At 44.7% G+C, this 25252-nt stretch carries 24 protein-coding genes and 2 pseudogenes; all 26 read right to left on the bottom strand.

What is annotated here, in order from left to right; translation table 11 throughout:
* Nucleotides 1–59: 59 nt before the first annotated feature.
* The 26 genes and pseudogenes from rplA to Selli1_RS09110 all read right to left on the bottom strand — a co-directional run bounded on the left by rplA (nucleotide 60) and on the right by Selli1_RS09110 (nucleotide 25225).
* Complete coding sequence (rplA, locus tag Selli1_RS09235; RefSeq protein ID WP_087166679.1) at nucleotides 60–752, bottom strand: 50S ribosomal protein L1; 693 nt, start codon at nucleotides 750–752, stop codon at nucleotides 60–62.
* Between the two features lie 60 nt (nucleotides 753–812).
* On the bottom strand, nucleotides 813–1238 hold the full coding sequence (gene rplK / locus Selli1_RS09230; RefSeq protein ID WP_024731653.1) for a 50S ribosomal protein L11: 426 nt from the start codon (nucleotides 1236–1238) through the stop codon (nucleotides 813–815).
* Nucleotides 1239–1292: 54 nt separating this feature from the next.
* Nucleotides 1293–1808, bottom strand: a complete 516-nt coding sequence (nusG, locus tag Selli1_RS09225; protein ID WP_087166678.1) for a transcription termination/antitermination protein NusG — start codon at nucleotides 1806–1808, stop codon at nucleotides 1293–1295.
* A gap of 36 nt (nucleotides 1809–1844) precedes the next feature.
* Entirely contained in the window at nucleotides 1845–2045 is a 201-nt protein-coding gene (secE, locus tag Selli1_RS09220; RefSeq protein WP_087166677.1) for a preprotein translocase subunit SecE, read from the bottom strand.
* Nucleotides 2046–2068: 23 nt separating this feature from the next.
* Nucleotides 2069–2218, bottom strand: coding sequence for a 50S ribosomal protein L33 (rpmG, locus tag Selli1_RS09215; RefSeq protein WP_087166676.1), 150 nt, complete (start codon nucleotides 2216–2218; stop codon nucleotides 2069–2071).
* A 193-nt stretch (nucleotides 2219–2411) separates the two neighbouring features.
* Nucleotides 2412–4547, bottom strand: coding sequence for a double-cubane-cluster-containing anaerobic reductase (locus Selli1_RS18335; RefSeq protein WP_330677545.1), 2136 nt, complete (start codon nucleotides 4545–4547; stop codon nucleotides 2412–2414).
* A complete protein-coding gene (locus Selli1_RS09200) occupies nucleotides 4544–5683 on the bottom strand; it encodes a helix-turn-helix domain-containing protein (RefSeq protein ID WP_087166674.1) in 1140 nt (379 codons plus the stop codon). The genes Selli1_RS18335 and Selli1_RS09200 overlap by 4 nt, the downstream gene beginning before the upstream one ends.
* Nucleotides 5684–5803: 120 nt before the next feature.
* Nucleotides 5804–6964 (bottom strand): MalY/PatB family protein, encoded by a 1161-nt coding sequence (locus Selli1_RS09195; RefSeq protein WP_087166673.1) that lies wholly within the window; start codon nucleotides 6962–6964, stop codon nucleotides 5804–5806.
* Nucleotides 6952–8232, bottom strand: a complete 1281-nt coding sequence (locus Selli1_RS09190) for a M20 metallopeptidase family protein (protein ID WP_118636360.1) — start codon at nucleotides 8230–8232, stop codon at nucleotides 6952–6954. The genes Selli1_RS09195 and Selli1_RS09190 overlap by 13 nt, the downstream gene beginning before the upstream one ends.
* A gap of 60 nt (nucleotides 8233–8292) precedes the next feature.
* Complete coding sequence (locus tag Selli1_RS09185) at nucleotides 8293–9051, bottom strand: amino acid ABC transporter ATP-binding protein (RefSeq protein ID WP_191434937.1); 759 nt, start codon at nucleotides 9049–9051, stop codon at nucleotides 8293–8295.
* A gap of 4 nt (nucleotides 9052–9055) precedes the next feature.
* The gene (locus Selli1_RS09180; RefSeq protein ID WP_087251808.1) at nucleotides 9056–9892 is read right to left on the bottom strand and encodes a transporter substrate-binding domain-containing protein; all 837 of its coding nucleotides are present in this window, start codon (nucleotides 9890–9892) and stop codon (nucleotides 9056–9058) included.
* Between the two features lie 79 nt (nucleotides 9893–9971).
* The gene (locus Selli1_RS09175; RefSeq protein WP_087166670.1) at nucleotides 9972–10634 is read right to left on the bottom strand and encodes an amino acid ABC transporter permease; all 663 of its coding nucleotides are present in this window, start codon (nucleotides 10632–10634) and stop codon (nucleotides 9972–9974) included.
* Between the two features lie 399 nt (nucleotides 10635–11033).
* Nucleotides 11034–12386 carry a CehA/McbA family metallohydrolase domain-containing protein gene (locus Selli1_RS09170; RefSeq protein ID WP_281872826.1) on the bottom strand — a complete coding sequence of 451 codons (1353 nt, stop codon included), beginning with the start codon at nucleotides 12384–12386 and terminating at the stop codon, nucleotides 11034–11036.
* Between the two features lie 96 nt (nucleotides 12387–12482).
* Nucleotides 12483–12986 carry a CarD family transcriptional regulator gene (locus Selli1_RS09165; protein WP_281872825.1) on the bottom strand — a complete coding sequence of 168 codons (504 nt, stop codon included), beginning with the start codon at nucleotides 12984–12986 and terminating at the stop codon, nucleotides 12483–12485.
* Between the two features lie 103 nt (nucleotides 12987–13089).
* Nucleotides 13090–13842, bottom strand: a complete 753-nt coding sequence (locus Selli1_RS09160) for an arginase family protein (RefSeq protein ID WP_087166666.1) — start codon at nucleotides 13840–13842, stop codon at nucleotides 13090–13092.
* A gap of 4 nt (nucleotides 13843–13846) precedes the next feature.
* Nucleotides 13847–15274, bottom strand: coding sequence for an NAD(P)/FAD-dependent oxidoreductase (locus tag Selli1_RS09155; RefSeq protein ID WP_281872823.1), 1428 nt, complete (start codon nucleotides 15272–15274; stop codon nucleotides 13847–13849).
* 234 nt (nucleotides 15275–15508) lie between these two features.
* Nucleotides 15509–16021, bottom strand: a complete 513-nt coding sequence (locus Selli1_RS09150) for a hypothetical protein (RefSeq protein WP_330677542.1) — start codon at nucleotides 16019–16021, stop codon at nucleotides 15509–15511.
* Entirely contained in the window at nucleotides 16018–16146 is a 129-nt protein-coding gene (locus Selli1_RS18330; RefSeq protein ID WP_330677541.1) for a hypothetical protein, read from the bottom strand. The genes Selli1_RS09150 and Selli1_RS18330 overlap by 4 nt, the downstream gene beginning before the upstream one ends.
* A gap of 143 nt (nucleotides 16147–16289) precedes the next feature.
* Nucleotides 16290–16682, bottom strand: a pseudogene (locus Selli1_RS18680) (oligopeptide/dipeptide ABC transporter ATP-binding protein); the annotation flags it as partial.
* Between the two features lie 105 nt (nucleotides 16683–16787).
* Nucleotides 16788–17825: pseudogene (locus Selli1_RS09140) on the bottom strand (Gfo/Idh/MocA family protein); the annotation flags it as partial.
* A 17-nt stretch (nucleotides 17826–17842) separates the two neighbouring features.
* The gene (locus tag Selli1_RS09135; protein ID WP_281872821.1) at nucleotides 17843–20065 is read right to left on the bottom strand and encodes an alpha-galactosidase; all 2223 of its coding nucleotides are present in this window, start codon (nucleotides 20063–20065) and stop codon (nucleotides 17843–17845) included.
* Between the two features lie 15 nt (nucleotides 20066–20080).
* Nucleotides 20081–21250, bottom strand: a complete 1170-nt coding sequence (locus tag Selli1_RS09130) for a trans-sulfuration enzyme family protein (protein WP_281872819.1) — start codon at nucleotides 21248–21250, stop codon at nucleotides 20081–20083.
* A 113-nt stretch (nucleotides 21251–21363) separates the two neighbouring features.
* Entirely contained in the window at nucleotides 21364–22056 is a 693-nt protein-coding gene (locus Selli1_RS09125) for a FadR/GntR family transcriptional regulator (RefSeq protein WP_281844169.1), read from the bottom strand.
* A 102-nt stretch (nucleotides 22057–22158) separates the two neighbouring features.
* The gene (locus Selli1_RS09120; protein ID WP_087166661.1) at nucleotides 22159–22959 is read right to left on the bottom strand and encodes an HAD-IIA family hydrolase; all 801 of its coding nucleotides are present in this window, start codon (nucleotides 22957–22959) and stop codon (nucleotides 22159–22161) included.
* A complete protein-coding gene (locus tag Selli1_RS09115; protein WP_281872818.1) occupies nucleotides 22946–23692 on the bottom strand; it encodes a glycerophosphodiester phosphodiesterase in 747 nt (248 codons plus the stop codon). The genes Selli1_RS09120 and Selli1_RS09115 overlap by 14 nt, the downstream gene beginning before the upstream one ends.
* A gap of 126 nt (nucleotides 23693–23818) precedes the next feature.
* Nucleotides 23819–25225: an ABC transporter substrate-binding protein gene (locus Selli1_RS09110; protein WP_087166921.1), complete on the bottom strand. Its 1407-nt coding sequence runs from the start codon at nucleotides 25223–25225 to the stop codon at nucleotides 23819–23821.
* Between the last annotated feature and the right edge of the window lie 27 nt (nucleotides 25226–25252).

The raw sequence follows: 25252 nt of genomic DNA, 5'->3' as shown, positions 1-25252 counted from the left end.
TTGTATAACAAAAAGGAATCCTGCTTTTGCAGGATTCCCCTTTATCTACGCAAATCTGATTAAGCTAATTTAGCCGGATTTACTTTTACGCCAGGTCCCATTGTAGATGTGATTGTTACACTCTTCAGGTACTGACCTTTTACAGCTGCCGGTCTTGCTTTGTTGATTGCATCAATAAGCGTCTGGAAGTTGTCCGCTAACTGTTCTTCTGTGAAGGAAGCTTTTCCAACCGGTACATGGATAATGTTTGTCTTGTCCAATCTGTATTCAATCTTACCAGCTTTAATGTCCTGGATGGCTTTTGTAACGTCCATTGTTACTGTACCAGCCTTCGGGTTCGGCATTAATCCTTTTGGTCCGAGTACACGTCCCAGACGTCCGACTACACCCATCATATCCGGTGTAGCTACAACTACGTCGTAGTCAAACCAGTTTTCGTTCTGGATTCTCGGGATCAGATCTTCTGCTCCAACGTAATCTGCTCCGGCAGCTTTTGCTTCTTCAGCTTTAGCGTCTTTTGCAAATACAAGGATACGAACCTTTTTACCTGTTCCGTGCGGAAGTACTACCGCACCACGGATCTGCTGATCTGCGTGACGTCCGTCACAGCCTGTTCTGATATGAACTTCGATTGTCTCGTCAAATTTAGCTGTTGCAGCTTTTTTAACTAATGCGATTGCTTCATCTCTGTCGTAAAGATTTCCTCTTTCAATCAGTTTAGAAGCTTCGATATATTTCTTTCCTCTTTTCATCTTATAACCTCCTAGTGGTAATATCGGGAGCGAGCCCTCCCACATTTCTAACGTTTACAATTAGTCAACTACTGTAACACCCATGCTTCTGCATGTACCAGCGATCATGCTCATAGCAGCTTCTACGCTTGCAGCGTTTAAGTCTGGCATTTTGAGTTCAGCGATTTCCTGAACCTGAGCTTTTGTGATCGTAGCTACTTTTGTTTTGTTCGGAACACCAGATCCGGATTTGATGTTGCAGGCTTTTTTGATCAGAACTGCTGCCGGCGGTGTCTTTGTGATGAAGCTGAAGCTTCTGTCATTGTAAACTGTGATAACTACAGGGATGATCAGATCTCCCTGATCAGCTGTTCTTGCGTTGAACTGCTTTGTAAATTCTACGATGTTAACTCCGTGCTGACCAAGAGCAGGACCAACCGGAGGAGCCGGTGTTGCCTTTCCAGCAGGAATCTGTAATTTGATATAACCTTCTACTTTTTTAGCCATTATATTGTACCTCCTTGTGGTATTTGCGGGGATTTCCCTCCCACTTCATTTACGTTACATTTTCTTGACATCTGAAAAACCGATCTCAACCGGTGTTTCACGGCCAAATAACTCAACATTGATTGTAACACTCTGCTTTGGCGTATTGATCGCCTGAATGACTCCAACAGTGTCAGCCCATGCGCCTGATACGACGCTGACTGTATCGCCTACCTCAAAGTCCACAACAATATCTTCTTTCTTGATTCCAAGCGGCGCCATTTCCTCATCTGTGAGCGGTACCGGCTTGGATCCCGGTCCTACGAACCCGGTTACGCCCCGTGTATTACGTACAACATACCAGGTGTCGTCATTCATAATCATATGAATCAGTACATAGCCCGGAAACAGCTTTCTCTGGGCAGCTTTCTGAACTCCGTTTTTGAGCTCCACTACGTCCTGCATCGGAACCCTGACTTCCAGAATCTGGTCTTCCAGGTGTCTGTTTTCGATTGTCTTATCAATGTTGGCTTTTACCTTATTTTCATACCCTGAATAAGTATGAACTACATACCATTTTGCCGTTGACATATTAATCACCTTTCTTACTGTCAGGTCATCAGTTTCTTAGCGAACCAAGAAATCGATTCCGAATGTTAGAAGCGCATCGACTACCGAGATAATCGCTCCCAAGATTACAGTAACAGAGACAACTGCCACCGTTTGTTTTGCAAGAGTCTTCTTGTCTGGCCAGATAATTTTCTTAAACTCTGCTTTCAAGCCTTTGATTTTGGAAGGCTTCTTTGCTTTCGTTTTAGAATCGCCCATAACATCCGCTCCTTCTCAAACGACTATTTCGTTTCTTTGTGTACTGTGTGAGTTCTGCAGAATCTGCAGTATTTCTTTGTTTCCATGCGCTCCGGATGAGTTTTCTTATCCTTTGTCATGTTGTAATTACGCTGCTTACATTCTGTACATTCTAATGTAATTCTTGTACGCACAACTTCCACCTCGCTTTTTTTTACTTCTTTTTTACTGGTTACGCGGCAGTTTGCGAAGCTGCCTGATTTTAGGCATAAAAAAAAGACCTATACTTCCATTCGCCATATCAGAATATCACATGGCCAAGTGTGAAGTCAAGTCTTTTCCTTATTTATTTACAGTTTCCTCACAATTTCTGTCTGTTTTCCTAACTTACATGTTTTTTACTTTTTTCATTTCCATAACCATCAGAAGTCTCTCGCATTCTGCACCGTCTTTATCGTCAATTCCAATCATATCATTCAGCTGGACAATTCTCGGCATCAGCGTATTTCGATGAATTCTGAGTTTTGCTGCCGTCTGGGCGGCATTTCTTTTCATCTTCAGATACCAGTACAGTGTTTCATACAGATCTTTCCCTTTTTCTTTGTCCTCCTTTTCCACACACTCCAGCTCATCTACGTACAGATTTTCTTTTTCGATTCTTTTTCCAATGTAAGTAACTGCCAGATCGTGATAATAGTCCTCCACGAGACAGACTTTCCTGCGTTCTTTTTTACTTTTTATAATAGAAAATACATACCTTTGTAGTTCCCTGTTCTTTTCTTTGCTCTCAAAGGTCTGAAATCCGTTTCCTATTAGGATTTTACCATCCCTTTCTTTCATCAGTTCTTTTACTTTCGCAGTCATCCTGTCCCTATCTTCTTTTCCGTCAGTTCCGGAAATAAACAGTTCCTTTTTGCCTTCCCTCTGCACTTTCAAAAAAAGGTCCTGTTCTTCATTCAGCATCCTGAAAATCTGATCCGCATTTTCCTCCATATCCGTGAGAATCCAGATAAAGTCAGGGCGTTCTTCTTCGTTTCTGTCTCTTTCACAGTCCACACGATAGCTTTGTATGATAACATCCAGCAGTTCTTCTACTTTTTCTTTATCCGTTTCCAAAGTCAGATATCCTGTTATTTTTCCTCCTTCCGGCAGCTCTCTTATGCAGCTTTTCAAATCTGCCGGTTTTTCACCTATACAAAATACTTCCTGATTACCAGGATCCGACACACATAGCGCAACCCCGGTATATCTCCATATTTCTTCCAGAATTTCCCTGCGAGACTTTCTTTTTACAATTCCTTCCAGTATGATTTTATAGCAGTAATTAATATCAAAATTTGCTTTCATTTCGGTGGTCACTCTGCGCTCCGGCTGAATCATTTCAAGGAAAGCCGCCATTCTGGTAGAGATCTGCGCTGTATCCGCCTGAGAGTAATCGGTCTCCACAGCCAGATACGGTAGATGTTTCTCCTCGTTTACAAATTTTCGAATATAAAATGATTCTACTCCTGTCGAATGGCATCCGGTCAGAATCATTTCAACTACTCCGTCTACATGATACTCATCAATAATTTTTCCAATCAAATCGATACGATGATCATTTGGTGTCATGATGGAGCACCCGGTGGAAAGATATTTCCGGGCAATTGCTTCATAAATATCCTCCGCATTCTCATCGACCATGGTCCCCAGTGTCCTGACTCCGCTGCAGTTTTCTATCGCAACTACTACACCGCCATTTTCCTCTATTTCGCGGATAACTTTCATACTGTCTCCCCCGATCGGACAGCCGGTCACAAGAATCCTCGGTCGTTTTTCCAGATGCTTACCCTGTTTATATTCCTCCAAAATCTTATCGTGCACTCCATTTACCACCTCGGGAGTAGAAGAAAAATCAAATCGGTATTTACTGCCCTGTACCATTTTCTGAATATCCTCTCCTGTAACCGGAGCAGGATCCAGTTTCATCACATCACAAAGATTTTTGAGAGCAGTACGGATGCGATTATTCAGATGAACAGCATCCCTGAGCATTTGCTCCGTTATCACGACATGAAAGAACTCTTCAAAATACTCTTTTGTCCGGACGACCTCTTCTCTCCAGAATTTCACTCCCCGCTCAGACTGGCTGTTTGGCAGCTCCATTACATAGACAGGTTTGAATTCAGACATCATTTCAAACATTTTTTTCTTTCCATCACACGTTGTCTCGCCGATTACAAGATCCGCGAAATGAAAAAAGGGACATTTATCTTCCACCGCAAATCCATAACTGGATTTGACGAGAGGACAGATACTTTTAGGCAGATCTCTCTCTGCTGCCGCTACTGTCTCGTTAGCATAGGAGCACAGTCCTACCGGAATCGCTCCTACTGCCATCGCAAGTTCTGTCGGAAAATATGCGCAATACATTCCTACTACTGGGATATTTTTATCTTTATATTCTTTGATTTCCAGAAACGCCTTTCGTCTCTGTTCTCCAAATTCTTCAAATATTTCCGGTAAATTCTGAATTACTTTCATCGTTCTTTTCTTTCTCCTGTTTTACGCCTTACCATATCATGCATCATGATGAACGCTAATAAATCCCATGAATTTTCGGTGTCATTCAAATCCACTTCCAGACATTTTTCAATCTGTTTCAATCTGTATACAAGTGTGTTTCTGTGAATATGAAGTTTTTTGGCTGCCAGTGTAATATTATTTTCACATATCAGATATACTTTTAGCGTATGATAAAGTCCCGTATGTTTTTCTTCATCTTCTTCCAGCAGCCGCTGAATGGAGTAGTCCATCAGTCCGGCCTCCTCAATTAAAGGAGTCGCATAACTGTATATTCCCGGAATAAACCATTCCTTTTCCTGTCTGATTCCCTGTTCTCCCGGTACAGACTTGCCGGACCGTATGATACGTGCCAGAAGATGCTGTTTTGCTCTGCAGAGATGCCAGTCCGAAAAAAGCTCGCTCACACAGCCGGTAAGCTGACATTCATCCATTCTTTTCCGGATTCTCCCTGCACTCCTGTCCGTCAGTTTACAGAACAATACCCGGACTTCCCATTCATTCTCATATACATATGCGGAACTTCCATTGTCTCTTAAAAATCCGGAAAGACCGGCAGCAGTATTCCCGCTTTTTAAAAACAGGACCGCCATATACTTTCCTCCTTGCAATTCTTTTACCTGCCCGGTATCGATATCGTCTTCCATCATTGCCCATGCAATAATATGTCTTCGAAGAGACTGATTATACAGATACCTTTTCTGTTCCTGCGCAAAAAAACGTTCTACGATTTTTGCTAAAAACCGCCCCAGTTTCTCAAAAAACTCTCCGTCTTTCATATCCTCGCATATGAGCAGCACATATCCTGATACTTTCTTTTTATCATAAATCGGTTCTGTATAAAGAGTGCTTTTTCCGACCTTCTTTTTTACAAAAAACAGTTCGTATCCGTTCCATGACAAATGTTCTTTCCGAAAAAAGGAAAATGAGTTCTTATCCCCTCCAAATCCGGCACTTGCCATCAACCGTCCGCTCCCTGAAATAAATACGACTCCTTGTTTCGTATATCTGTAAATCCGTTCTGCTATATTATTCAGGGACAGATTTTCAGCCATTGCTTCAAAAATAATCTTATAACAGTCATTAATGTCATACATGTTTCTCACTCCATTTGCGGAATATTATGTAATGTACTGCCCCGGAATGTCAAATTGAATTTTTCCACGAAATCCATAGAGCGCTTCTATCAGCCTTTAAATCCATGTATTTTTCATGCATCAGATAAGATTTAAAACCAGTGCATCCACACCTTTTTCTACATTTTCCATGGAAGTCGCAAGATTCATCCGGATATATGTTCCGAACCGTTCTCCGCCAAACCAGTCTCCATAATCTACAGCTATGCGACATTTCCCTTGAATCAGCTCTTTCATATTCTCTCTGCTGACATAAGCCCCAAGATCAATCCAGCACAAATAGGTCCCTTCCAGCGGTGTCACAACCGCATCCGGAAGTTTCCGGGCAAGCTCATTTTTTACATACTGATAGTTATCCCATATTTTTTTGAGAACATCTTCGAGCCATGTTTCCCCGCCTTCATACGCTGCCTGTGCCGCAATATAGCCGAAGGCATTCCCGGAAATGACACGGTTTGCCGTCGTGTACTGATCCCACAGATTTCGAAGCTTTTCATCCGGAATAATTACAAGCGAATTCTGTCCGGCTGCCAGATTGAATGTTTTTGATGGGGCAGCCAGCATAATCATATGATCCTGATACCCTTCAACAGACAGAGACGGAATATGTCTGCTGCCATCAAAAATCAAGTCCTGATGAATTTCATCCGAGATAATATAGACCCCGTACTTTTTGCATATCTTAAACATCCTTGCCAGTTCTTCTTTCTTCCACACACGCCCGGCAGGATTGTGCGGCGAACAAAGGATAAATAGCTTTACCTTGTTATCTACAATTTTATTCTCAAAATCCTCGTAATTAATCGTGTATTTCCCTTGATTAGTGATCAGATCCGAGCAGATCAGTGTCCTGTTGTTATTTTTCACTGCATTTAAAAACGGGTAATATACCGGCGTATGAACAATCACGGCTTCCCCCGGCTGAGTTAGTATCTGGACAAGCCAATGGAAACCGGCAACCACACCCGGAGAAAACCTGATCCATTCTTTGTCTACTCTGAAATGGTGCCGTTTTTCTTCCCAGTCTATGAAAGCCTGATAATAGGAATCCGGAATTTTATAGTATCCGTATACCCCCTGATCTACATACTTCCGCAGCGCATTTATCACACACTGAGGGACCTGAAAATCCATATCCGCCACCCACATGGCGTGAAGTCCTTCCTCTCCGAACATATTGCTTTGTCCATCCCATTTATTACAATTCGTATTTCTTCTGTCTACATATTTTATTTCTTCCACTCTTCTGTACCTGTGCCCTTCTCTTGTTTTTGTAGAATGCCCATGCACCCATAGTAGCCAAGTGCCGCAAATACTCCCGCTGCTCCTTTTAAAACGTGATCATCAAACCGATACTCCGCGCTGTGAAGTCCCGGAATCTGTTCTTTTTCTTTGGGCCGAATTCCGATAAAAAGGTAGACAGCCGGAACGCGGCTGCTGAATTCAGAAAAATTTTCTCCTCCCAGATGGTCATGCTCAATAAAATACACTTTATCTTCTCCAAGAATTCCTTTTGCTGTTTTCTCAGTTCCTTCCAACAGATCTACCGCATTGTGCACAGCTCCTCCATGTATCCGGATATCCGCCTTATATTCTGCACCTGCCACATGGCAGACTGCCCTGACTTCTTTTTCCAGTTCTTTCCCCATTCTCTTTAATACATCCATATTCGCCGCACGCATTGTGCCACCAAATTCACATGTCTCCGGAATCACATTGTGGATTTTCACATCTCCAGCCTGCATATAGGTTACAGAAAAGACTTTTGCTTCTGTTCCGGATATTTTTTTTGTCAGAACAGACGGCATATGCTGGTAAATCTCAATGGCAGCGGCAATCGGATCTACTGTCTCTTCCGGCCAGGAAGCATGCCCCTTTTTCCCCATGATTTTTATAGAAAATCCTCCCACACATCCGAATGCGTATCTTCTCGCGATTCCTATTTTCCCGCTTTCCACAGACGGCCATCCATGCGCCGCAAATGCCATGTCTACTTTTGGGTTTTCCAGCACCTGATCTTTTTCAATCAATGCTGTTGCTCCCTTTCCGACCTCTTCCCCGGGCTGAAACACAAACTTAACACATCCGCCCCAGTTGTCCCGGATGTCTGAGAGAATTCTGGCAGCTCCAATGAGCCAGGCCGCATGGCCGTCATGACCGCATGCGTGCATACATCCCGGATGTTCTGAACGATATGGAAGTCCTTCCGGCTCCTCTACCGGCAGTGCATCGATATCAGCTCTCAAAAGTACGGTTTTCCCATCGGAAAGTTTACCACGCATAATTCCAATCAGTCCGTATCCTTCCGCCGCATGTTCGATTACTTCCACCCCTGGAATCTTCTGAAGTTCTCTTCGGATAATTTCATACGTCTTCGGAAGATACACTCCTGTTTCCGGCACCTTATGCAGCTCTCTCCGGATCCGTATGAGTGTCTGTTCCTCCTTCTCCGCCAGATATTTGATCCTTTCTTCCATGTCAGGACTTTTTTCAAATAATTTTTCTTCCACTGTCCGTCCTCCTCTTTTAGAAAAAGACCTGCACCAGATCCGTGCAGGTCATCTCTCTATCTACTTTCGATTTACAAAATTCAGGAACTGCCGAATCCTCGGATTTTCCGGGTGATCAATAATTTTCTCCGGTGTTCCATCCGCAGCAATCTGCCCTCCATCCATAAAGAGGACGCGGGTAGCTACCTCTCTGGCAAACCCTACCTCATGTGTCACCAGAATCATAGTCGTGCCTTCTTCCGCAAGTTTTTTAATCGTATTTAGTACCTCACCTACCAGTTCGGGATCCAGTGCAGAAGTCGGCTCATCAAACAGAAGAACATTCGGATTAACCGCCAGTGCTCTTGCAATTCCTACCCTCTGCTGCTGACCGCCGGAGAGTTTTGAAGGATAGAAATCCTTCCTTTCCAGCATTCCTACTTTTCCTAATAATTCCAGGGCAATTTTTTCCGCTTCGGCCTTTGGTTTCTTCTGAACCTGTGTCAATGCTTCCATTACATTTTCCAGAGCTGTCTTATTTTTGAAAAGATTGTAGCTCTGAAATACCATAGAAGAATGTTTGCGAAGTTCCAAAATCTCCTTCTTCGTGTGATGCGCGGCATCTACTGTAACATCACTGATGGAAATGACTCCTGATGTCGGTTCAGTCAAATAATTCAGGCACCGAAGCAGTGTGGATTTTCCGGTTCCGGACGGTCCAAGGATTGCAATCACTTCATTTTTATTGATTGTCAGGTTGATATCCTTCAGTACTTTTGTATCACTGTCAAATTCTTTATAAAGGTGTTCAATTTTTACAAGTTGTTTTTCTTTCTCCATCATATTACTCTTCCTGAATCAACTGTGTCATGTCTGCATACATCCATTTTTCTGTGATCTCCGCAATGGTTCCGTCATCCAGCATTTCCTGAATCAGACCGTTTAATTCATCACAGAGTTCCTTTCCTTCATCTGTTTTCGGAAGGAAATAGGCAACATTATTCGCCAGAAGCTTTTCATCAAAGAAACGGAAATCAGCCTCTTCGTTATTATGCATAAACTGGTTTACGTTTGTAGTCGTATTCGCATAAGCATCGATTCTGTCAAGCATCAGATCGTTCATTCCTACTGCGCTGTCTTCATAAAGAGTGACTGTAAATCCATACTGCTCTGCGAGGCCCTGGATAATGTTCTGTGCCGCCTGTCCATTAGTACATCCTACAGTCAGACCTTTCAAGTCCTCAACTGTCTGAAGATCTTCGTTCTCATTATTTACGATAATACACTGTGCATCACCATAATATGGGATTGTCGCATTATATTTCTCCATTCTTTCGTCTGTCACAGCTGTACAGTTTGCAACAACGTCTGCACGTTCTGTATCCAGTTCTCCCCACATTGCGTCGAATGCAGCCTGTTTTACTTCTACATTCCACCCTGTCCGTTCCTCAATTTCGGCCCACATATCGGAATCAATCCCTGTCCATGATCCATCATCTGCCAAAAGGGAATACGGTTCTCCAGTTCCGGCCGTTACAACAGTTACTGTTTTTTTATCATTCGTTTTCTGATCAGAGGATTTATTGGAATCTGAATCAGAACCCGATCCGTCCCCACAGCCGCCTGCCGTAAGAACCACCATCATCGCTGCCATTATTGCTGCTAATACACGTTTTTTCATAATCATTACTCCTCTTCTTTCTAAGTATCATGTTTATCTCAACGGCACTCCGTTTAAGATCCCATAAAACAGCTGAATATTAATACATACTTGCGCATTTTTTCTCCAGGAACTTGTGAACAATTCCAAGTATAAAAACAATAATCCAGTAAATCAGCATAACCGCCGCATAAATTTCAAAATAACGGAATGTTTTGGCTCCTTCAATCTTGGCGGCTCCCATAATATCCGGCACGCCGATCATAAATGCCAGTGATGTCATTTTAATAAGATTGATGACATCGTTAAAAAGCGGAGGCAGCGCAATCCGCACAGCCTGTGGAATAATAATACGGACCACCAGCTGAAGATTGGTCATTCCCAGAGAATATGCAGCTTCTTTTTGTCCTTCATCTACAGAAAGAAGTGCACCACGGATGCTTTCTGACATAAAAGCCCCCATATTCAAACTCATAACTACCGCTACCGCCACCAAAGGTGTCATATTTTTTACAAAGTTGCTGTACAGCGCAATTCCATAATAGAAAAAATACAGCTGTGCCACAACCGGTGTTCCTCTCATAACCGAAACATACACTCTGGTAAGCTGGCTTAAAACAGGTACTTTATAATAGCCTATGACCGCAATCACCACACCTACCAGAAGTGCAAAAATCGTTGCCGCAATCGTAAGCTCAAAAGTAACGTTTACCTTGCTCGCTATAACAGGAAGCACTTCCATAAAATAACTTACTTTGAACATCGCACTTACTCCACTCTTTCATAATTAATATTTTACATACCTCTTCATTTTAACTTTTATCGCAAAATTTTCATCATGATTATTCTACAAACTCAATTTTTATTTTTGTATGTTTCGCACATTTTCTATAACTTCCTTTTTTCTTATTTGTTTTTTCTATAATTATGATCCAATTAGAAATATTGCCTGTTTCCATAACAAAGAGTTGCGCTTGTGGAACTCTTGCGCCGAGCGTGGTCGCTTTAGCGGCAAGCTTCTGCTTTGCGCGAGTGCACATCCCGCGAAGCGTTTTTATTTAACAGGGAACAAAGTTTCCTGTCAAACAAAAAAACAGCCTGCTCCCAGTGCCTGAGAACAAACTGTTCTTTTATTTTTACTGTTTTTATCTATGAATGTTAATCACAAAGTTTCTTTTTCTCCCTGCCATACCGGATTACTGTAAAACAGCAGGCCTTTCTCCGGATGGAATGCCTCAACTCTCGCCCAGTTCCACTCTCCTTTGCGGAACCGGATTTTCTCTTCTGCTTTCCACCCGCTCTCTGTCTGTATCACATCCATACGGATTCTCTCTCCGTTATGTATGATATAAACTTCCGGCTTCCTGGCTGATTCAATGTAAATGCGAATATCAATCTTCCTGTTCTGTTCCGGAAGTTCATCTCCCGGAAGATACTCTTCTCCTTCTGACCGTATGTTCAGTTCTGAATTCCTGTTTTCCGCCAGAACCATATGACCTTTTTTAATATTTTCCAGAAAGATTTCCGGTGTAAGTGCCTCGCAATGTATCAGAGTTTCTTTTTCTTTTGTCGCCCAGATCCGGTATCCTTCTCCCCATAACCTGTCCAGAAGTACCGATGTTTTCGCGAATTCTTCCATACTTTTTCCGATTTCCATACAGGTCAGTGACGAAACCGGAATGGCATCCTCTTTCCATTCGCTTCCTTTCTGAAACGGATGTTCCAGATTCAGAATCCATCCTCTCTTTACCGCTTCCCGAACTGTCTCATAAAGATACTGTCCGCTCTCTTTTGTCCCTCTGCTCTCTATCAGTTCTTCCAGACGTTCCGGCATCTTATCAATTCCGATCAATCCTATGTCTCCGAAACAGGATGTAAGTTCCACACCCGGAACTGTCATGACGGAGCTGTCCTTCCAACCTGTCGCCACCACATTTCTCTCTGTCGTGACATAGACATCGACGCCATCTGCTTTCGCTCTCTTTACAGCCTCCCGGATCGTATTTTCCCCGCCGGACATCCGGGTACGTGTATGAAGAGCTCCGAGATACCACCCTGTCCTGTTGCTGTAAAACTCCTTGCTGTTAAAATATCCAAGCCATAACTGCTCGCGATAATGCCGGTCAACCCAGACTTTTGATCCCATTGTTTCCTGCAATTTTCGCTTTTCTCCGCTGATGCAGATCCGCAGCGGTATCGTCTCACCTTCGGGAATCGTCTCGAAAAATTCCGGAAAAAGATACAGGCAGATTTTCCATCTGCCTGCTCCAACAGGTCCCGGGACGCCGCCCGGAGACGTGTGGGAAGCATGTCGTGCAATCGTAAAGTCTTCCTCTCCGTATCCGCACATACGTAAAAGCCGGATCCTGTTCTTTTCATCTCTGATCACAATATATCCGGCCCAGTCTGTTTTTGAAGTGATTGTCATTCGTTTCATTGCCTTGGATATTGTGATCGTTTCTTCCAGTTTTGCCGGTGTTGACCGGTTTACAAAAAATGTAATTGTTTTTTCCATGATTCGTGCTCTCTTTTCATACAATTTCTTATCAGTATAAGAGAACACGGTTAAATTCACCCCGCCTGTTTCGTTAAATGCGTGTAAAACGCGGGACTATTCTTCACCTAATTTTTCCGAAATAAAATCTTTCACCTTACCGCTCTCGATCTCCAGAGCCGCAGCCAGCTCATCATAAAGCACATGTTCCGCTGTCCGGAAATACCGGCTGTCCGCCGCTGTCAGATGTTTCCCCTGTGCTTCCCGTTCCTGCTTTCTGCGATAGATGGTCTTAATCAGACTGACCAGCTTTTTGCAGTCGCATGTCTTAAGTGCGTTTTTATAAGTCTCTTCACGCTTCCGCTCTTCCGCAATCCCAAGTACCGCAATTTCCTTCATTTCCTCAATCAGCAACAGAGCCTCCTCTTTACTGATAATCTTTCTCATCGGTATCTTCTGGCTGTCTACGGGAGCAAATACTGTACTTCCCGTCTCCCCAAAGGGAATCAGGGTATAATACAGCCTGTCCTTATCTTTTGCCACTGTCTCCAGCGGCCCGATCTTTGTGATCCGACAGACGCCATTATGACCATATACAACATACTCTCCAACTTTAAACATGCGCTCACGCCTTTCTTTGCTCAATCAATCCCTTTCGTTACCTATTTATATATAGTATAACATTTTTTTCCATTATAAATAAGGCATGAATTGCAAATTTCTCTCAGCATTCCAGCAGGTGAAGTAAACTACCATTAATCCGGTCGTCCTGTTCCATTTCCTTCCTGCCTGCTTCTTCCAGAATAGAACCGGTACATTCTCCACAGATATCTACACCTATCACCTGCTCATGAAGCAGAATCTGATAAATTACCTTTTTCAAATCCGCAAGTTTCATTTTCCCCTGATTCCAGTTTGTCTTCACCTGCGAAGGATCCAGAATATCCTTGTCGATCGTAAGATACACCGGCACTTCAATATGTTTCTTCCGGAATTCCTCCCAGATGCGGTCATGCACCACAGCCTCTTCATTGTAGGCGGCAATTCTGTCTTTGTATTTTTCCGGAAGACTTTTTACAAGTTCCTCTTCCGCTCCAAGCAAAACGATCTTTCTTACATGCGGATTTTCGTCCAGCACCCGCGCAGCCCAGCATCCGCAGGAAAGCAGATTTTCAAACAGAGATGGCTGGGCATCCGGATGATGATCGATTAAAATAAGGACAAACGGCTCCCTGATCTTATCGGTCCAAAGTTTTGTCATATAGTGATAATTTCCGGAGTCAATAAAGTGAATCCCTTCCGGCGGAAGTTTCCTTATCCGCTCTTCCAGAATCTGCTCCGCCTGTTCATCACAGTAGCAGTTTGTCCCGTGGATATCTCTGCAGTCGATCCAGCAGATTTTTTCGCTCCGGTAAAATGTCTCTTTCTCATAAATGCCAGTAAAATTCATCACCACCGGCCTGCCGTCCTGCCTCATGCGATCACTCCTCCGCCTGTTCCATCTTGTTCAGAATACACCTTGCTGTATAAAGGCCGTTAGCCGATGCCTGCTGAAGGCCTCTTGTAATGGCTGCTCCGTCTCCCATTGCACGGAGGCCTTTTATATTTGTCTCAAATTCTTTGTCCGTTACAACCTTATTGGAGTAAAATTTGACTTCCACTCCATAGAGCAGTGTCTCATCACTTGCAATTCCCGGAGTCACCTTATCAAGGGCTTTGATCATTTCATCAATATCAACCATGATTCTGTGCGGGAATACCAATGAAAGGTCTCCCGGCACTGCATCTTTCAAAGTCGGAATCAGGTTGTTTCTTACGAGACGCTCTGATGTTGTTCTTCTGCCGCGCCGGAAATCCCCGTATCTCTGAACGAGAATTTTTCCATCACAGAGCATATTCCCAAGCTGCGCAATGTGTTTTCCGTACTCAATCGGAGTTTTAAACGGTTCGGTAAAGTTCTTTGACACCAGAAGAGCGAAATTGGTATTCTTTGTCTTCATATCTTTTGATTTATAGGCGTGCCCGTTCACAACCGCAAGTCCGCCTTCATAGTATTCTGTCGCTACTTCTCCGGATGGATTTGTACAGAATACACGCACTTTATCGTCAAATGTCGGTGTATAGTAGACAAGCTTCGCTTCATAGAGCTTTTCATTTAGCTCTTTCATAATCTCATCCCGGACCTCTACACGGACTCCCACATCAACCGTTCCATTCTGCGTTTCAATCCCATGTTCCTGACAGATATGCGAAAACCATTCAGAGCCTTCCCTGCCGACGCCTGCAACGATCTCCGGCGCATAGAAGGTTTCTCCTTTCTCTGTGACCACTCCGACTGCTTTTCCATCCTCTATAAGAATATCCTGAACCATCGTCATAAACCGGATTTTTACATTAGTTTCCTCCAGATGCTTCTGAAGTCTTGTATAAATCTTGTATCCTTCTTCTGTACCAAGATGCCGGATCGGGCACTCAATCAATTTCAGATTTGCACGGATGGATTTTGCACGGATGTCCTCGATCGCCTGCATATCATCCAGACCGTAAACCTTTTCATCTGCTCCGAATTTCAGATAAATGCTGTCCGCCTCCCGGATCAGCTCTTCCGCTTTTTCATAACCTAAAATGTCCGGAAGAGTCCCTCCGACTTCCGGAGAGAGAGAAAGTTTCCCGTCGGAAAATGCTCCTGCTCCTGCAAATCCTGTCGTGATGGAACAAGGCTTACACCCCATGCAGACTTTCGTCTTTCTCTTTGGGCATGTCCGTTTTTCAATCGAACGTCCTTTTTCCAGCATCAGAACCTTCAGATCCGGCCTTTTCTGCATCAGCTCGTACGCGCAGAAAATACCTGACGGTCCTGCCCCGATAATAATCACGTCATACATATTTCTTGTCTTCGCCATATTCAAGTACCTCCGATTCTTTTGCAGTTTTCCTCCTCTTTTATCATAATACCCTTTTTCGGAAAACTCAATTCGCTTTTAAATTGAAATAGAATTCCTCTGTATCATTAATTGAATCTCTGCCGAATCGACAGTTTTGATATGTAACATAGATCTGAGACTGTCGATATGCAGCTATGAATTCACTGTGATACCGACAGTCAAAAATGAATCTCTTTTGCGGCTCAGAATGGCCGCTGATTATCTGCTCTGAATTGCCTCTTCAAATGCCTCAACAGATCCCGCTCGAAGCGCTGTCTGAAACCAGCTTTTCAAAACCTCCAGATCTGTTTCTTTTTCAATTTTTTCCTGAAGTTCGGAAGGAATTTCTCCATAGGCATTTATAGTTTCCAGTAAAGTGTACTTTACTCCTTCTGTTTTTCCGGCGTTCCTTTCGTCTCTCAGCATCTCTTCCAGAATCATAAACCTCGCCTCCATTTCCCGGCTTTTCTTCACATCCACGATAAATTCCTGTAGCTTCTGTACATATGGATCCGCAAAGTTATTCTGGCTTTCTTTTAAATCTGCTTTTACAAACGCAAGAAATTTCACCAGCTTTTCCGGAACTTCCGCCGGATTCTTTCCGCAGGTGCTCAAATAGATGATTTGTCTGCCCTCCGGTAACTGGATGTCTGTCACTTCTTTACATATATTCTGGAAACTGTATCGATATTTTGCCTCTCCAAATGGGTCAAAATCGCATACAAAGATCACATAAGTATTAGGAATCTCTGCATATTCTCCAGAAATTCTTTGCAGTTCTCTTCATTCACCATGACTGCTCCGAAAAGAAAATTGTCCTTGATTGTCAATTCCTGTAATGTTTTCTTTTTCGCCATATTCTTCCTCCATATACAGAGGAATTCTATGCCTTTATTATAAGCCCGCAGCGGGAAAAAATCTATCCCTTGTCTTTTTATCATAGAAAAAGGAGCAGTTTTCACTGCTCCCGTCGGGGTTTTGCAGCCCCATCTGTCCGTCCTTAGTCGAACAGATGGCATGCTGCGAAGTGTTCTTTTTCGATCTCTTTTAATACCGGTGTTTTGTTTTTGCACCTTTCTGTAGCATATTTGCATCTGCTTGCGAATCGGCATCCCGGACCGCAGTTGATCGGGCTTCCCACTTCTCCTTCGAGCGGGAGCACAACCTTGTTTTTCTCCTTCTCCGGATTCGGGATCGGAATCGCGCTCAGAAGTGCTTTTGTGTATGGGTGCTGCGGGTTTGCGTACAACTCTTTACTTGACGCAAGTTCAACGATATGTCCCATATACATAACGCCGACACGGTCGGAAATATGTTTCACCATAGACAGATCGTGTGCAATAAACAGGTAAGTCAGGCCAAGTTCTCTCTGAAGCTTGACAAGAAGGTTGAGACGATTATCACCTCCGGCATGTCCGCTCATGTCGCCTTCTGCGACCTCAAAGCTTACCGGTGTCCTTCCAAATTGTGTCAGTATTACTTTATTCTTACTAAGATTTCCCTTAATGTCTCCTTTTGTTCCACAGATATGGATGGTTCGTCCACCCTCTCCTGTAAAGGCTGTCATCTGGAAATCTACCGTAATTCCATCTTCAAATTCCATGTTGACGACCTGATGATCGACTACATCGTTATCGCATGCATAAACGCATCTGCCGTAAGGTCCGGTTTTAAGCGCCTTCCGTACTGCCGCCTCTGAAAGGTCATTCGGTGTCAGCACACAACACGGCCAGGCTGCATCTCCGGTCTTTCCTTCCCGGACTACAGTCCGGATTCCTGTGCGTTCATTTGTAATATAAATCTTCTCTGCATCATACGGGCAGTCAGCTTTCGCCGGGCATCCGTCCAGACAGCGTTTTGCAGCCCCTTCCGGTGCCTTTTCCGGGCGGAACAGATAAAGTCCTCCATATGAAGAAACCTTTTTGCACTGTTTCCCAAGGAGCCAGACAAAAATATCCAGATCATGGCAGCTCTTTGCGAGAATCATCGGGCTGGTCTCGTCTGTTCTTCTCCAGTTCCCTCTCACATAGCTGTGAGCCTGATGCCAGTATGTCACCTGCTCCATCGCCTGAATGGAAACCACCTCGCCAACAGCGCCGCTGGCAATCAGTTCCTTGATCTTAGAGTAAAACGGTGTATAGCGGAGCACATGTCCGACTGCCACAATTCTTTTGTATTCATGGGCCGCCTTCTGAAGACGTCTGCATTCCCCCGGATCCCGTGAGATTGGCTTCTCGCAAAGTACGTGATATCCCTTTTGAATTGCATTTACCGCCTGCTCTACATGCTGTCTGTCCTGGGTTGCAATAACCATGACGTCCGCCAGCTTTGGCTCTTCCAGCATTTCCTCCGCGGACGAAAAGCATCTGTTCTCCGGCAGACCGTATCGTATTCTGGCTGCTTCGCGTTTTTCTTCCTGTGGTTCAGCAATCGCCGTAACTTTCATTTCTTCGGGACTTACAAACTGGTAATTCCCGTAGATATCGTTTCCTCTGTTTCCAAGCCCTGCAATTGCACACGTAATAAGTTTTTTCATCGTCCAGCGCTCCTTCTCTATGACTGTGCTGTCAGTTCAAAAAGTCTCGATTGATAATCACCTTGTCTTTCCTTTTTTTCACGGATACCGCTCGCGTAATCCGAAATCGCCATTCCGGCTCTCATCAGTTCGTCTCCGTATGCTTCCAGTCCGGTTTCCCGGATTTGATATCTGACATCCGGATCCAGCCCTTTTAGTGTCAGCCGTTTCAGCGGTGCGTTGGCCGGCTGCCTCATCCGGTAATATCCTGCCAGTGCATGCCTTTTATCTTCTGAAACGACCATCCACGCCGCCTCGTCTCCTTCAAACGGGCTGATTAACCGGTAAAAGGTTCCATCCATAACCAGTTTCCGGATTCGTTTATAATATTGAATCTGCTCTTTGACTTCTTCTTTTTCTTCTTCTGTCAGAGTATCCAGATCCATTTCATAACCGAAACATCCAAAGTATGCCGTCTCCGCTCTTGTGGAAAGCGGCGTGTTTCGAAATGTCTGCTGATTCGGGGCCTCCGATACATGGCATCCCATGGAACTCAGCGGGTATACAAAAGAAGTTCCGTACTGAATCCGAAGCCGTTCTACCGCATCCGTATTATCCGACGTCCAGCACTGCGGTGCATAGTAAAGCATTCCAGGATCAAATCTGGCCCCGCCGCTCGCGCAGGATTCAAACAACACCTCCGGGAATTCAGATGTAAGACGTTCATACAGGCGGTAGACGCCGAGAATATGCCGGTGGAACAGTTTTCCCTGCTCCTCTGCTTTTCTTCCCTGCGAGAATGCCTCCGAGATACTTCGGTTCATGTCCCATTTGATATACGATACAGGGGCGTCCTGTAAAATCCGGGAAATCCGGTCGCCGATATAATCCACCACTTCCTCTTTTGAGAAGTCCAGCACAAACTGGTTCCTTCCGTGGCAGGCTTCCCGGTACGGCACCCTGATCACCCAGTCCGGATGTTCCTCATAGAGTCTGCTGTCTTTATTTACCATTTCAGGCTCAATCCAAAGCCCGAATTTCATTCCCATGTTTTCGATCTTCTCCGCCAGTCCGCGGATTCCCTGCGGCAGTTTCTTTAGATCAGGGTACCAGTCCCCGAGAGACGAAGTATCATCATCTCTGTGTCCGAACCAGCCGTCATCGAGCACCATCATCTCGACCCCGAGTTGACGGGCTGTTTCCGCGAATTTCAGGATTTTCTCTTCTGTAAAGTTCATAAAGGTGGCTTCCCAGTTATTGATTACCACCGGTCGGACACGATCTCTCCAGTATCCTCTTGCAAGACGTTTGCGATAAAGCCGGTGAAATGTCCTGCTCATCTTTCCGAGTCCCTCTCCGGAATAAACGAGTACCGCCTCCGGAGTCTGGAAAGTTTCTCCCTTTTTCAGTGTCCATGAAAAGCCTTCCGGATGAATCCCGATCATGGCTCTTGCCACTCCAAATGTATCCACTGCTGTCTGTCCCAGGAAATTTCCGCTGTAAACCAGGCTGATCCCGATTGCTTCTCCGGCATCCTCTGTCGTCTCCGGCCGCTTCAGTGCAAAAAATGGATTGAACTGGTGGCTGCTGTGCCCGCGCATACTATAAATAGCCTGAATTCCCTCGTGGAGAGGTGCTGTTTTCACATAACGTTCTCTTGCCCATGCCCCGGTCAGCTCGACCATCTCATATCTGTCGTCCGGCAAGTCCAGATTCAGGCTCATGGCTCGCTCCAGAACAATGCTGCTCTCTCCCTCATGGACAAATCTTGTATTTCTGATAATTACCGGCAGATTCTCAAAAATCGTGTAGGAGAGAATTATCTTTGTATTCATCACCCGGTCTCTCAGGTAGATCTCCAGTGTTTCTGCCTCCTCATCGGATTCTGTATAAACAGCCGGCAGCCCTTCGAGTTTCCTCTTCCCTTTCAGAATCACATAGTCTTCAAACGTAAATTCTGTAATACGGCTTCCGTCTTCCTGCAGAATCTCATAGGCAGGTTCTCTCATATCCCCGTGGCCGTAGGAAGGATATTCCTGTTTCAGATATTCCATGGAGAATGTCCGGTCACCCTCATAAGTACAAGGCGCCATATCCCGCATGGAATATTCGATCAGATGCTGAAAACTCTCCCGGTCTTTGATTTTTCTGCCATAATAAATCTGTCCCGGCTGTCCGTTTCTTAAGATGCAGAAAATATAACTGATCTCATCATTATAAAGATGAAACTCTTTTGTGTTTTTATGAAATATGATCGGCATGTCTTCTCCTCTCTATCAGAAAACCTGCTGGAAAGCCTGTTCCAGATCTTCAATCAGATTTTCTGTCCCTTCCAATCCGCAGTGGATACGGATTACGTTTTGTCCGGCTCCCATCTTCTTACAGGTTTCTTCATCTTCCCTCGCGTAAGGCATCATCACCAGACTTTCGAATCCTCCCCAGGATACTCCGATTTTAAAGATCCGAAGCGCCTGGCAGAATTCTTTTGCCTCCTGCGTCGTACTGTCCAGTTCAAAACTCAATAGTCCGGTATGTCCTGACTGTTGTTTTTCAATCAACTCATGCTGCGGGTGTGAGGCAAGCCCCGTGTAGTATACTTTCTTTACTTTTGGATGCTGTTCCAGATACTGCGCCACAGCAAGTGCTGTCTTTCCGTGTTCCTTTACCCTCACTTCCAGAGTACGCAGCCCCCTCATCATCAGCCAGCCTTCCATCGGTCCTATAATACTTCCGATCTGTTCCCGGATTGTCCTTACCCGTTTTCCCAGTTCCGGATCTTTTACCGTCAGGGATCCTCCGATAATATCACTGTGTCCTCCCAGATACTTGGATGCGGTATGCATTACAAAGTCAGCTCCCAGTTCCAGCGGATTCTGGTAAATCGGTGTGCAGAATGTATTATCGATATATACAAGGGCTCCTTTTGCATGTGCCGCTTCAGCCGCCTTTTTTATATCCTGAACGCGAAATACAACAGAGGAGGGACTCTCCAGCACCAGCAGCTGCGTATCATCCTCCAGAACCTCTTCAATCTCTTTCGGATCATCCCCGTCAATAAAAGTCGTCCGGACATTCATATGCTCTCTGCAGTAATTCTGAAGAAAATCTTTCAGCGGGCCATAGGCAGTGCGGATGCAGACTACATGTCCGCCGCAGGAACATGCAGTAAGAACCGCCGCTGTCGCTGCCGCCATTCCGGATGAAAACACGTAGCTTTCTACTCCTTTTTCAAGTTCGGTAATCTTTTCTTCGAGAATTCTTACAGTCGGGTTCTGGACACGTCCATAACAGTACGTGTGTTTATCCCGCTTATCCGAGTCATAGTACTCGTCCACTGTGGGAAAAATATTTAATGAATTCATAAAAACCGGCGGAACGATCGCATTAAAATACTGATCGTATTCCTCCCCGGCATGTGCGAGTATCATACCTGTTTTCTCTTTCATCGCTTTCCTTCCTCTTTCCTTTTGTTATTTGTAGACTATATTCTGTCAGATATCATCTATATGCTATAATATAGCTTGATTGTTTAAAATAAATGCACATCAGTTCTGCGGATTCACTGATGTGCTATTGCAATATCATCATATACGCAGTCCAAAAGCTTGTTGTTAATCTTCTGTGCCTTCTTGATATCACGCTCTCTCAACGCCTGATAGAGCATTTCATGATACGGCATGCTTGCCTTGAACGGGTCTTCAATATCCAGCGGAAACTGCCAGAGCCTATCCGTATATTCATCCAGTACTTTCAGTACTGCATAAAACACTTTGTTGTGGCACATCAGGTAGATCTTCTCATGAAATGCCTTGTCCTCTTCGGTATCCCGCTCATCCGCCCGTACCTTCTTCATAAGGACCTCCGTGAGCTCCCCCAGTTCGTCCATCTCCTGATCAGTGGCATTCCGCACTACCATGGCCATCAGTTCTGTCTCCATCGCTCTTCTGGCCTCCAGTGCTTCGATCAGAGACTCTCTCTCCATTGTAAAACCGATCAAAGACTCCAGTGCCGTTGCTTTCCTTCCGCGGCATCCTACAAATATGCCTTTGCCGTTCTTCACTTCCACAATGCCTTCCGCCTCCAGAGTCTTCACTGCCTCTCTAAGCGCTGTCCTGCTGACCTGCATCATTTCAATGAACTGTCCCTGAGAAGGAAGTCTGTCACCTTCTTTCAGATCATGTTCCTCTATGTAGCTTTGAATGTACTTAATAATTTCTGATTGTAAAGAAACTCTTTTGATCGGTTTTGCCATCACTGTTCTCCCTGTCATGTTCCTTGGGATCATTATATACTTCTTCCAATTCCACGTCAACTGATTTCTTTTTTTTATTAAAATTGTACAAAAGGGCAGAGGTCATGATTCCCGCCATGCCTCTGCCAGTTCGTCGATTGAGGAAAAAATGTAGTCCGGCCCATATCCGCATGCTTCTGCTTCCTGACGCGTGGTCTCTCCGGTCAGTACGAGAGCAGTCTCCACTCCGGTTTTGTGTCCGCAGAGAATGTCCGTATAAAGCCTGTCGCCCACAATCAAAGCCTGTTCTTTTGAGAAATGATTCAGTTTCAGAGAGTACTCGACCATAGCCGTCCCGGGTTTCCCCATATATTCCGGCTGCCTTTTCACCGCATGCTCTATCATCTGACAGATGGCGCCGCAGTCCGGTACATAGCCGAATTCGATCGGGCAGACATAATCCAGATTTGTGGCTATATAGCCCACTTCCGGCCGTGTGCTCAGGATCTGGCAGGTGTCCTGAATCTTTTCGTAAGTCAGCTGATTATCATAAGACACCAGAACACAGGCAATCTCAGGATCCAGACAGTCTACCGTCACCCTGATCCCGTTACGTTTCAGTTCTCTGAGCAGGGATTTTGTTCCCATCACATAGATCAGCTTTCCTTCATAATTCTTTTTCAGATACTGCACAGTGGCAAAAGACGCAGTAATAAAGTTGGAATAATCGGTCATGATTCCCATCTTCTGAAAAGAATGGATATAATCTTCAATGCTTCTGGTAGAATTGTTTGTGATGAACACAAACTGGCCTCCATTGTCCCTGACATCCTCGAGAAACTCTTTTGTCCCGCTGATCAGTCTCTGTCCGATACAGACCGTACCGTCAATATCGAGAAGAAAGAGTTTCTTATTTTTCAGCATGTTCCACCTGCCTGCGTACCGCAATTGCTGTATCCGGATAGTTGGTAATCACGGCTTCCAGCCCTGCCTCGATAAAATGCTTCATATCCTCTTCCCTGTTTACAGTCCAGACACGTACTTTCATACCGCTCTCCTTCCAGCGTTTCAGGAAATCAGACATATACAGATGGTACAATGCAGGATGCAGTCCCTGTACACCTGTTCCCTCTGCATATTTCTCCACATCCAGTATGACGTCCCCGTACAGATACGCGGTCTCAGCCTCCGGATTCAGCCGGCGAACTTCCTGAATACTGTAGTGGTTGAAAGATGAATAGATGACACGGTCCTCCATCCCCGTCTTTTTTACAATTTCCATTGTCTTCTCTTCGATTTCCGGATACCAGAAAATTCCGGTTTTCAGTTCAATATTCACTTCCATTTTTCCAGGTTTCAGGAGATTCAGCACTTCCTCCAGTGTCGGTATCGTTTCTCCTTCATACGCTTCCATATGATTGTGGAAAGAGAACTTTTTCAGCTCTTCCAATGTATAGTCTCTGACAAATCCGGTTCCGGTGCTGGTCCGGTCAATTTTCTCATCGTGGATGACAACCACTTCCCCGTCTTTTGTAAGCTGTACATCCAGTTCTACCCCATCGGAACCCTGTTCCTCTGCGAGCCGAAATGCTGCAAGTGTATTTTCCGGTGCATATCCGCTTGCCCCTCTGTGCGCAAAAATCTTTACTTCTTTCATGATCTTATACCTCCTGTATCATCATAACATTTTTCGCGATAAAGAAAAGCGTGCCGGAAATCATTTCATTCTCTTTCAGACACGCTTTTCCAATTACTGTGGACAGAATTGATCCGTTTTTACTTTTTAGCCGTTGACAAGATTGTATTCTTCAATCGTATCATTGATCTCCTTTGCCATGTTATCCACTGCCTCTTCCGGCGTTACATCTCCGTTCAGCATATTTTCGATCTGAGTCTCAACAATCTGGCGGGATTCCGGGAATACACTGAGGAGTGCTCCTGCGGATTCCGGTGTGGAATCATGCAGCTGATCGAGAGCTGTCTGGAACTGCGGATATTTGGCAATGTTATCCTTGAACGTCTGCTCTTCCTGTGCTCCTGTAACAATCGGGAAGTATCCTGTCTGTGCGTTCCAGTATGCCTGGGATTCCGGAGAAATCAGGAATTTAACAAATTTCCATGTTGCTGCCGCCTTTGTCTCGTCTTCATTGTTCAGTGCCCACAGAGATGCGCCTCCGATAGAAACTCCGCCTTTGTCATCTGAGCTGACTGCCGGATAGTATGCGGTTCCTACTTCAAATTTTCCGCCGCTGTCTTCCAGAACCTGTTTCAGGGAAGCACTTGATCCAACCATCATAGCTGCTTTTCCGGATGTAAAGTCTGTTGTCGCAGTATCACTTCCGGAACGTCCGACGTTCGGAGCATAACCTTTTTCAAAAAGATCATACCATGCATTTAAGATGTTCAGACCGCCGCCGTTTTCATCAAACTCCACTTTGGTAGCTGCTTTTTCACGTCCGTTTCCGTTATTTACCATATTCAGAGCCTGTTTGCAGAGGAACTGTTCGAAATACCAGCCGTAAATGCTGATTGCAAATACTTCCTGAGCTCCACCCTTCTCTTTCAATGCGTCACCTACTTCTGCGATCTCCGGAAGGCTGGTCGGAATATCTGTGATACCCGCAGCATCAAACATATCTTTGTTGTAGTACAGAAGCGGTGTGGAAGAATTGAACGGCATGGAGTACATCGTTCCGTCCTCTGTTGTATAATATGCGGCTACATTCGGTTCGAGCTCCGACATATCATATCCGTCCGCATCGATCATTTCCTGCATCGGAATGATCCATCCTGAATCGATCATGAAACGGGTTCCCAGATCGTAGATCTGTACAAGATCCGCTCCCATGTTTCCGATCTGAGCACTTTTCAGCTTGTTGATCGTATCATCATATTCGCCCTGGTATACAGCTTCTACCGTGATACCATCTTCATTTTCTTCATTAAATTTGTTTACCAGGTAATCCATGGCTTCTCCGTTAACACCGCCCATGGAATGCCAGAATGTAATCGTTGTTCCATTTGTGTCAACATTTTTAAAATTGTCAGTGATCACTCCGGACCCGGTGCTTTCTTCCCCTTCTGAAGTCTGCCCGTTCATCTCGGAAGCGCTTTTCCCGTTTCCACAGCCAGCAAGGGTAGAAACAACCATCAGAGCAGCGAGCATCGCTGCGATTACTCGTTTTTTCATAGATATTTTCTCCTTTTCTTTTTCCGC

Source organism: Sellimonas catena (genome assembly GCF_027924685.1).
In the GTDB taxonomy this organism is placed as follows: Bacteria; Bacillota; Clostridia; order Lachnospirales; family Lachnospiraceae; genus Sellimonas; species Sellimonas catena.
This window is presented reverse-complemented; position numbering and strand designations above follow the sequence as displayed.